This window comes from Nostoc flagelliforme FACHB-838, assembly GCF_014698065.1.
Lineage (GTDB): Bacteria > Cyanobacteriota > Cyanobacteriia > Cyanobacteriales > Nostocaceae > Nostoc > Nostoc flagelliforme_B.
Window position 1 is genome coordinate 1 of the sequence record NZ_JACJSI010000238.1, and the last position, 9,086, is coordinate 9,086.

General features: G+C 39.6%; 9 protein-coding genes and 1 pseudogene. 7 read left to right on the forward strand and 3 right to left on the reverse strand.

What is annotated here, in order from left to right:
- Positions 1-443: 443 nt before the first annotated feature.
- Entirely contained in the window at positions 444-929 is a 486-nt protein-coding gene (locus tag H6G97_RS38870) for a hypothetical protein (RefSeq protein ID WP_190945991.1), read from the reverse strand.
- 396 nt (positions 930-1,325) lie between these two features.
- Positions 1,326-2,120, reverse strand: a complete 795-nt coding sequence (locus H6G97_RS38875; RefSeq protein ID WP_190945992.1) for an aminoglycoside adenylyltransferase domain-containing protein — start codon at positions 2,118-2,120, stop codon at positions 1,326-1,328.
- Positions 2,121-2,320: 200 nt separating this feature from the next.
- Here H6G97_RS38875 and H6G97_RS38880 point away from each other — a divergent pair, with 200 nt between their 5' ends.
- The 5 genes and pseudogenes from H6G97_RS38880 to H6G97_RS38900 all read left to right on the forward strand — a co-directional run bounded on the left by H6G97_RS38880 (position 2,321) and on the right by H6G97_RS38900 (position 5,801).
- Positions 2,321-2,602, forward strand: coding sequence for a hypothetical protein (locus tag H6G97_RS38880; RefSeq protein WP_190945999.1), 282 nt, complete (start codon positions 2,321-2,323; stop codon positions 2,600-2,602).
- 666 nt (positions 2,603-3,268) lie between these two features.
- Positions 3,269-3,480 (forward strand): annotated as a pseudogene (locus H6G97_RS38885) (ribbon-helix-helix domain-containing protein).
- Positions 3,481-3,801: 321 nt separating this feature from the next.
- A protein-coding gene (locus H6G97_RS38890; protein WP_190945993.1) for an IS630 family transposase occupies positions 3,802-4,922 on the forward strand; the annotation gives its coding sequence in 2 pieces (ribosomal slippage) (positions 3,802-4,312 and positions 4,312-4,922; 1,122 coding nt in all).
- Between the two features lie 22 nt (positions 4,923-4,944).
- Positions 4,945-5,199 (forward strand): hypothetical protein, encoded by a 255-nt coding sequence (locus H6G97_RS38895; protein WP_190945994.1) that lies wholly within the window; start codon positions 4,945-4,947, stop codon positions 5,197-5,199.
- A 197-nt stretch (positions 5,200-5,396) separates the two neighbouring features.
- The gene (locus tag H6G97_RS38900) at positions 5,397-5,801 is read left to right on the forward strand and encodes a hypothetical protein (RefSeq protein ID WP_190945995.1); all 405 of its coding nucleotides are present in this window, start codon (positions 5,397-5,399) and stop codon (positions 5,799-5,801) included.
- 122 nt (positions 5,802-5,923) lie between these two features.
- Here the strand turns inward: H6G97_RS38900 and H6G97_RS38905 are convergent, their stop codons facing one another.
- Positions 5,924-6,658, reverse strand: coding sequence for a LuxR C-terminal-related transcriptional regulator (locus tag H6G97_RS38905; protein WP_190945996.1), 735 nt, complete (start codon positions 6,656-6,658; stop codon positions 5,924-5,926).
- An 88-nt stretch (positions 6,659-6,746) separates the two neighbouring features.
- On the opposite strand from H6G97_RS38905, the gene H6G97_RS38910 reads away from it, so the two are divergent.
- Complete coding sequence (locus H6G97_RS38910; RefSeq protein ID WP_190945997.1) at positions 6,747-7,445, forward strand: DJ-1/PfpI family protein; 699 nt, start codon at positions 6,747-6,749, stop codon at positions 7,443-7,445.
- 259 nt (positions 7,446-7,704) lie between these two features.
- Positions 7,705-9,045, forward strand: coding sequence for a cryptochrome/photolyase family protein (locus H6G97_RS38915; protein WP_190945998.1), 1,341 nt, complete (start codon positions 7,705-7,707; stop codon positions 9,043-9,045).
- Positions 9,046-9,086 lie beyond the last annotated feature (41 nt).

Sequence of the window (9,086 nt, forward strand, 5' to 3'; positions counted from 1 at the left end):
TTCTTGTAGTTCTGCGATCGCCGCTTGTAAATGCTGGTTTATCATTGTTCGCTGTTAGACAGATATACACCTCCGTATTATCTCATAGCCTTTTTCAGAAATCAAATATGATTCCTATAGAATAGTAATACTGAGAAATAAGGGAGTTTTAACTAGCTCTAGTAAGTCTAAGTTACTACTGATGATTGACCATAGTTCTCTATATTTAATCCGGCTGAGATAATCATAAATCTGATTACTAGTTAAAGGCTGTAAGTAAATAGCACCATGAAGCTGCAATTAACTAGAGAAACCCTCATCTTCTTCACTCCGACTACAAATAACTAGAAAAAGCGGTCTATTTTTCCCTACTAAAAATTGATTAATTCTCTGAACATAAAGTTCTTGACGTTGTGGCTCAAGTTCATCTAAACCATCAAGTAATAGTAATAATTGGTGATTACCTACCCACTTTTTACCAAGTTCAGTTCAGTTGAGACACCATATTTAGATTTAAGTTCTGCCAATAACCAATTAGTTATAGATTGCCGATCATCTTTCCAAGAGGACAAGTTAAATAAAACGGGAACGGGATAATCAGGCTGTTCTTCGGCTCGTTGGATTAATTCTTGAGCCAGTTCTACTTGTGCTGTGGTCTTCCCCGACCCTGGCGCACCTAAAATTAACAGTTTACCTGCAACTTCTTGGGAATCAAAAACGGATAAAATAGTTGTACTCTCTGGGAGAGCTTCAACAGGTTTTAAGCCAATTTTTCTTTCTGCATTCCAAGGTCTTTTTACCTGCTGGAATTGTGACTCTTTATCTAAATTAATCAGCACAGCATTGTGTAGAGATTGCCTCAATCGGGAAGTAATTTCTGACTTAACTGAGGCTAATAATATCCGTTCACTCTTTGGCCGCTCCGTATTGCCTAATGGTGCTAGGGGCATAACGATTGCTGCTAAATATAGGGCTTTCTGCTTGCTACAATTGAGATTAACGCCTTTACGGACTGTGACGCAATATTCCGGTTATGGTGGGTAAACAACACACTGTACGAGAATTTCAATTGCTGCCAACGGGTGCTTGACTCAAATAAGGGCACCTCTATAAGAAAAGCTGCCCTGGGCAAGGAGTTCAGGGCAGCGTTTGAAAAGGGAAATAAAATAGGGGACTTTTAAAGCGTTGTCCCTTGGTTTATACATAATTCGTTTAGTATGTAATATTCTTCAGCTAGAGATTTGTGTTTTATGCAAAAGTAAGCAAAAATCTTGAAACTGCTGTCATCAAGAGTTAAGTGCCAGCATCAACACCATCCCTTCGGTAAGTAAGTCAGATGTCAAATGTCAAATGCATATTTCGTTACATACATTAATTACATAACGTAAGAAACGCACTGCTTCAACAGCGCGGCTCACTTTGCTGCGATAAGAGGAACCATGCCGAATTTCACGGAGGTTAATTGCCTCTTGAATAAGTTGATGCCACTTTGGTGGAAGATGCACCAATGCATATCGAGCAGCTTCCGTTTTCGAGAGGATTTCATCCTCTCTCAACACGTGAAACAGACGTAGAACGCCAAGCACAGCCCACTCAATACCACTATCTGTTAATAAATATGCTACTTTACTTGGCGCTCTTGTCCAACTCACCCAATAGCTGTTCAGATTTTCCTTCATCTCTCTTTGCAGCAGATTCCAATCAACTGTAAATGCAAGGTTTTCTGGTGGAAGTCCAATCATACAAATGCCTCGATGTTTCAACACCCACCAAGTGGCTTCGTTTATGTCATGATATCCAGCAGAGTGCAGAGCTTTGTCATGATAGTAGGGATAAGGAGCAATTTCTTGTTGCTCACGCCCGACATCTTCAACAAGCAAATAACTTCCTTCTAGTTTCCACTGTGGATAGCTCAGTTTTAGTTTTTTATGAACTGCTTTTAGTTTTTTAACCTCGGATGTTGTAGCCCGTCGTATGAGAATAGTAATAAAATCAATGTCACTCAAGTATGGATTAAAAGCATTAAGTGCAATAGAACCATGAATATAAAAGCCTTCTATCAGACCCGGAAGTTCGATTTGTAATGACAACAAATAATCATTTAATACTGGACGAATACATTCTGGGATACGAGTATCCATATTTTATAAATTGCATTACCGTTATTTTTAATCTTGCGCTCCCATTTAATAATAAGACCTTCATTGGCGGGTTATTCGGCATCACGCTTTGCTCCCGTGCCCAAAAAACAATCCACACCCATAAAACTTTCTGGCAAAATGTCTCTGATTCGCTAATAACTTCCTGTATTCTAGGATATCCGTTCTTTGTGGAGAGCCAAATGATTCCTATAGATTTGAAACAACTCATCAAAAAAACCTCTACCCCAGTTTGCAAGAAAACAGAAGTAACCCCACCACCCACTGAACCCATTGAGATGCCTGAAAGCCAAAATATTCCTGAAACAGTGATTGAACCAAATCCACCTGTGTACATTGAAGACTACGTTTCCGAATCAGAATACATTTCAGAACACTATCGCCCCCTACGCTCTGTTGGCAACTCTGGGTGGCAACCATCTGATGTGTGGCGCGAGTTGAGGGTTGATGATTTCTGTGGGTAAATTAAGCTCTGGCTGAATAAAAATTAATATATCATGCTAAATTACCTTCAAAAAAGCATAAAAGCCTTATTAGGCAAGAAAAATAAACGTTAACTAGTTATTTTTTATAGGTTTAGCACTGATTCGGGCTTTTGAGCTTTATTGTCGAGCCTAGTTTTGATAGCTAACTAATAATTTGGCATAGCAGCTACTGAAGAATCAAAATTATTAAACCTTAAGCAAGCTAGAAAATTTTCTAGCTTGCTTAAGGTTTCGTTAAGTTATAGAGTTAAATATAGTGCTTGAATGAAAGTCTACATCCAGAGTAGTTAGTCAATTTCACCTTTGGGTAAAGAGCAAATAAATATTAGATGCAATTGTATGAAGATAAGGTTTACTAAATTCAATTGGCAATACTTGCTGATTATACGCCTCTTGCAAGGCTCACTCCAATTGCGCTTTGCTTAACAATATTTACAAAAAATACAAGCTCGTTTTAAATGTTTTAAATTTCACATAGATAATTTATCAGTGAAGTTTTAGATTATAAGTAAATACCCTGGGGAAGATGTGCTAAAAATAGTTTTACGGCAAGTATGCTGTGGTTAACATCTATATATTTGTTAAGTATTGCACAAGGCATTTCAAGTCTAGATAATTCATTAAATTTAATTATTAGGGCAAGTCATGAACAAAAAATGGGCTATCAAACGAATCACACATCAGTTGAAAGCGAAAAACTTGAACGATATTGTGCAATGACTGGTAGACCTGCAACTGATGTGATTCGGGAGTTGATTCGCTCTCTCTCTATAACCGAGTTGTCAACGTCTGAACAGACTATACCATGTAACTCTAACCCCGTTGTACATAACCATTCTTTACCTACTCATTGTTAACTAAAATACCCAAGATTTAACTAGCACGATATACACAACGCCTATATGCTAGGTCTTGGTTATGTTGTCAATAATGCAAAATACCCGAAAGCAATGCATATATCCATCACGTTATTGTATTGCTCTCCATCTTTGTTGTTGAGTTCCCAACCAAAATTAGCAGTATTCTATTTCCGGCTTGCACTCAATTATATATTTCTCTTCAATGGCTCAAGGCTTACTTTTTATTCATTGCATTTGTAATACTATAGGAATCCTATTTGATTTTTGAAAAAGATTACGAGAGAATACGGTTGGGTATAAAAGTGTAAGAGCATACAAATGATAAAGCAGCATCTACAAACTGCAATACTCCCCCCGGCACCGGAAGTAACAGCGACGGTACTCCCATCTGAAGACGCACATAGTAATGCGATCGCAGAACTACAGGAATTTATAGCTCTTCGTCCAAATGCGCGTGAGGTAAGGAAAGCGCTGGCAGTAAAATTGGTTTATCAAGGTTATTTGTATGAAGAAATTCAAAAAATTTTAGATGTGTCACTGGGTTCGATAACAGGCTGGAAGCAAGCCTATGAAGAGTACGGAATAGATGGACTGCGCTTAAATCACAAAGGTAAAAAAAGTTACTTAAGTAGCGAAGAAAGAGAACAGGTATTGAGTTGGTTACAAACCAAGGATATTTGGGAACTGGGGGAACTAGAATATAAACTAGCCTTTGAGTATGATGTGATTTATGAGTCAAAACAAAGTTACTATGACTTGTTCAACGCAGCGGGAATTAGTTGGAAGAAAACCACTAAATTGAACCCTAAAGGAAATCCAGATGCTGTTGAAGAAAAAAAAAAGAGATTGAAACACTGCTGGCAGATAGCCGAGAGGAAATCGAATCTGGAAAGTTGAGAGTGCTGCTAATAGATGAGTGTCATTTAATGTGGGGAGATTTAAGTGGTTATGTATGGGGGAGAAGTGACCAAGAAATAGCAGTTCCAGTAGTCAACGAGCGAGAAAAGCAGACATATTATGGTGCTGTTGACTACCTGGAAGGAAAGTTAATTCTCAAAGCTTATGAAGCAGGAAACTCAAAAAATACCATCGACTACCTACGACATTTACTAGCTGAATCGAAGGAACAAAGATTGCTAATTTTTTGGGATGGTGCGAGCTACCATCGTTCCAAAGAAATTAGAGATTTTTTATCCGAGGTAAATCTTGATTTACCAGCCGAGCAACGGAAAATACATTGTGTTCGTTTTGCTCCCAATTGCCCTACGCAAAATCCGATTGAAGATATTTGGTTGCAAGCAAAAACATGGGTTCGACGCTTTTGTGCATTAATTCCCACATTCCCGCATCTAAAGTGGATGTTTGAGTGGTTCATTCAACACAGTACATTTGATTTCGCCAGCCTTCAGATGTACGGAGTTTTTTCAAAAATCAATTAGGATTTCTATATAAGTAATAACAATGATTCCAGTTGCGTTAATTTTTGATGATTCTGTTTTAAATATTAGACCTGATTTCAATCGTGAATCTGTGACAGTTGTTCCAATGAGCAGAGTACCCAATATTGGAGAATTTGTAGAGATTTATCTAAATCAAAACATCTATTCTCAAGCAGAAAACTTCACAGTAACTAAAGTTGTTCACTGGGTTCTTTTGGAAGGAAATTTTAGGGACTCGGAGCCAAAAGCTGAAATTACTCTTGCTTTACAAAGCTAATTTGGACAAAATACACATCTTGCAAAAGTAACTTTTGCAAGATACCGGGTCAAGGGTAGGCTGTTGACTCTTGACACCTGCATATTTCATTCTCGACTGGATTATTATCAAAAAACCCCGTGTTTACGGGTATATTCTGATGCTGATATTAGGCTAATTCGTAGATGGTAGATTGAGAACGAAATCAATTTAATATTATGCAAAGTTTAACAGACCTAGAAAACAAATTATTAGAGGTACGCAAGTTACAGTCTCAAGTAGACAAGAAAAAAGCCGAATTGGACAAGCAAATCAGACAGCTACTCCAAAACAAGTCCCAACTTGACAAGCTCATGGAGCAAGCACGTCAAAAAGAGTTCCTTGTGCAATGCCAGATAGTAGAACTCAAAAGCCTAGAGGTACGAACACACCCACCAGAAGTAGAGTATTTTGCTACTGACGCAAGCAAAAGTTTACAGAATGATTTACTAAACTTACTTTCTGGTAACGGTTCTGTTGCTATCAGATTGCTCAAGCACCAACAACAGATCAATCCTGGGAAGTCGGCAAACTGGTATTTGGAGAAAGTAATTTATGACTTGAAACGGGATCGACATTGCTAATTCCTTTGCAATGGTCTAAGCAATCTTTTTCAGCGTATGTAGACACCATTCTGTTAGATACATGACAACCATTGGTTCTCATTTGCCGGACAAGCACTGCACCACTGTAACATCTAGTTTTATTAATTTTGAATTGGTATTACATCCCTACCTAATTGCAGCCGTGCAACCATTTCCGCTCTTGCAGATACATCCAGCTTACGAAAAATACGTTTTAACGTCTGCTTGACCGTATTTTGACTAATCCATAATTGACCTGCAATTTCTGCATTTGTCAGACCTTTGCCTACTAAAGCAGCAATTTGCAATTCTCGTGCTGTTAAACAAATTTCAATTTTGGGCAAAAATAACTCATTTTCGGAGCGCAGAAGTGCTAATTTGGCAGAAATATGGGCGCAGATGGCACTCAATTGTAGCAAATCTTGCGTATTATAAGCTGGAGTGCCACTGGTGCGGGCAAATTGGACTGTACCAATTAGTCTTCCTTCTCCAACAATCGGCCCAGTCATAATATGTTCGTGGTCATATATTTTGCCACAACCAATTTGATATAGTTCACTTTGCTTCCAAGCTACTTCCGTAAAAATAAGTTGTTCGTGGGCAGGTGCATGATGGGAAACGACATACTCCATCACTTTATCTATAGCTGCACCAACTGTAGAGTAGTAATCAATAAAGCTATCTGGCAAGCCTTTCAGGTAAATAGTACCTTGTTGCCCTACCAACCCATGTATATAAATACCCCAATGTTGACTGCCAAACAACTTTCCTGCCGCATCCATATAATGTCCACATAGTTGGTTCACTGATGATGCATTTGTTACTTTTTCAATCAACGCTGCTAAAGTATCAGACATGGGCAAAAATGTACTCAACTGGGTAATTGGCAGCCAACATATTCAATTCTACGATAACTGTAATCATTACAGTGTCTGGAATTTAAGTATGGAAAGCCAGCTTCAATATACAATTGGTTTAGTAATTTACCCTGATATGACCCAACTAGATATTACTGGGCCACATCAAGTCTTTTCGTCCATGCCCAATACTCAAGTTTTGCTATTGTGGAAAACTCTCGAACCAGTTGTTAGTAATGGCGGACTAACAATTTTACCGACTACTATCTTTGATGAATGTCCGCAACTTGATGTACTATGCGTTCCTGGTGGTGTTTTTGGCGCTGTGGAAATGATGCAAGATGCCCAGATGTTAGCATTTTTGCAAAAGCAAGCACAGACAGCTAAATATGTGACTGCTGTGTGTACTGGTTCTTTAATCTTGGCTGCGGCGGGATTACTCAAAGGATATCGTGCAGCTTGTCATTGGGCATTTCGAGAACAACTTATACTAATGAGTGTAGAAGTAAGTAACGACAGAGTAGTAGTAGACCGGAACCGGATCACAGGTGGCGGCGTCACAGCTGGGATTGATTTTGCTCTAACTATTGCTGCTATGTTATCTGGAGAATATACAGCCAAATTTATTGAATTGATGCTGGAGTATAATCCACTCCCTCCCTTTGGCGTTGGTTCCCCAGAAAAAGCTGGTTCTCGTCTGGTACAAGCTGTGTTAAATGTTGCCAAACCTTTGATTGAAGCATCAAATACAGCTAGCCAACAAGCAGCTTCTTCCTTAGATTGCTAAGGTTAAGAACTTACGCATTGAGGTCAAATTAGCGTGGGCGCTCGCTGCTCGTTCTGCTCAGTTCCCCAAGGGAACTTGGCGATTTATTAAGCAAGGGGTAAAGGGCAAGAATGTTTTTAGCCCTTTACTCTAGCACTAGCGCTTTTGGGCTTTCATCAGCTTTTTCATTGAGAAAGTTTTTGTAACAATAAAGTTACACTTGATTGAGTAGCATTTTGTCATCACGTTGCCAACGCACAGTATGAGAGGGAGCAAGAGGATGACCATTGGTATTTGGGTTCTCGGAGATCAACTTTGGGCTGGGCAGTCAGCACTGCAAAGTTGCTTGCAACATAAGCAACAGACTCCCGTAATCTTTATTGAATCTCTAACTCATGCAGGGCAACTTCCTTACCATTTGCAAAAACTGGTACTGCTCTGGTCAGCCATGCGTCACTTTGCTGCCGAATTGCGATCGCTTGGCTTCCCAGTAACATACGCTCAAAGCCAAGACTTCAATACACCTTTACTCCAATGGATTGAGCAATACCAAATTACTGAACTGGGGGTGATGACTCCAACAGATCGCCCTTTTGCTACATTAATTCAAAAGCTAAACTTGACAATTCAAGTCACTTTTACATCAAATAACCGTTTTATTTGGAGTGATCAAGAGTTCATTGACTGGGCAGGTGGACGCAAACGCCTAATCATGGAAGACTTTTATCGTCAGGGACGGCAGCACTTCAACATTCTCATGTCCGGCAACCAACCTGTGGGTGGTCGATGGAACTTTGACAAGCAAAATCGCAAACCACCAAAGGGCAAACTGACCTTGCCCGAAGCTTTATGGTTTGAACCAGACTCAATTACACAAGATGTTATTAACTTCATTAGGCAATCTGAGGCTTTCCAGGACAATCAAAGTTACTGGCTTCTTGAACCATTTCGCTGGGGTGTAACCCGACAGCAAGCACTACAAGTAATGAAGTTTTTTATCGAAACACGTTTGTCTTCATTCGGGCCATATCAGGATGCAATGGTGACAGGCGAACAGACAATGTGGCACGCGATGCTTTCGCCTTATCTCAACATTGGATTGTTGCATCCTTTAGAAGTTGTGATTGCAGCGCAACAAGCTTATTACAACAGCAGCGACTGGGAGTTGAGCAGCGTTGAAGGCTTTATCCGTCAGGTACTTGGTTGGCAAGAGTATATGCATGGTGTCTATGTTTACTTACAACAGGATTACCGAGAAAGTAACTGGTTTAACCATACTCATCCTCTGCCTGCTTTTTATTGGACTGGCGATACACAGATGAAATGTCTGCACCAGATTCTAACTCAGGTCAAACAAATCGGTTATGCCCACCATATTCAACGCTTAATGGTACTGAACAACTTTGCTTTGATTGCCGGAATTTCACCCCAACAACTTGAGAATTGGTTTCATGCCGCCTTTATTGATGGCTACGATTGGGTAATGCAAACCAATGTCATTGGCATGGGGCAGTTTGCTGATGGTGGAATGATTGCATCTAAACCTTATGGGGAGCAACGCGATTTGGTGAGGTTGAGCAAAAAAGGTGCGATCGCTAAAAACCTATTTACCTGTACTTAGGATATTTGCCACCTTGAGTTAAGCATCAATACTGGTTAAAC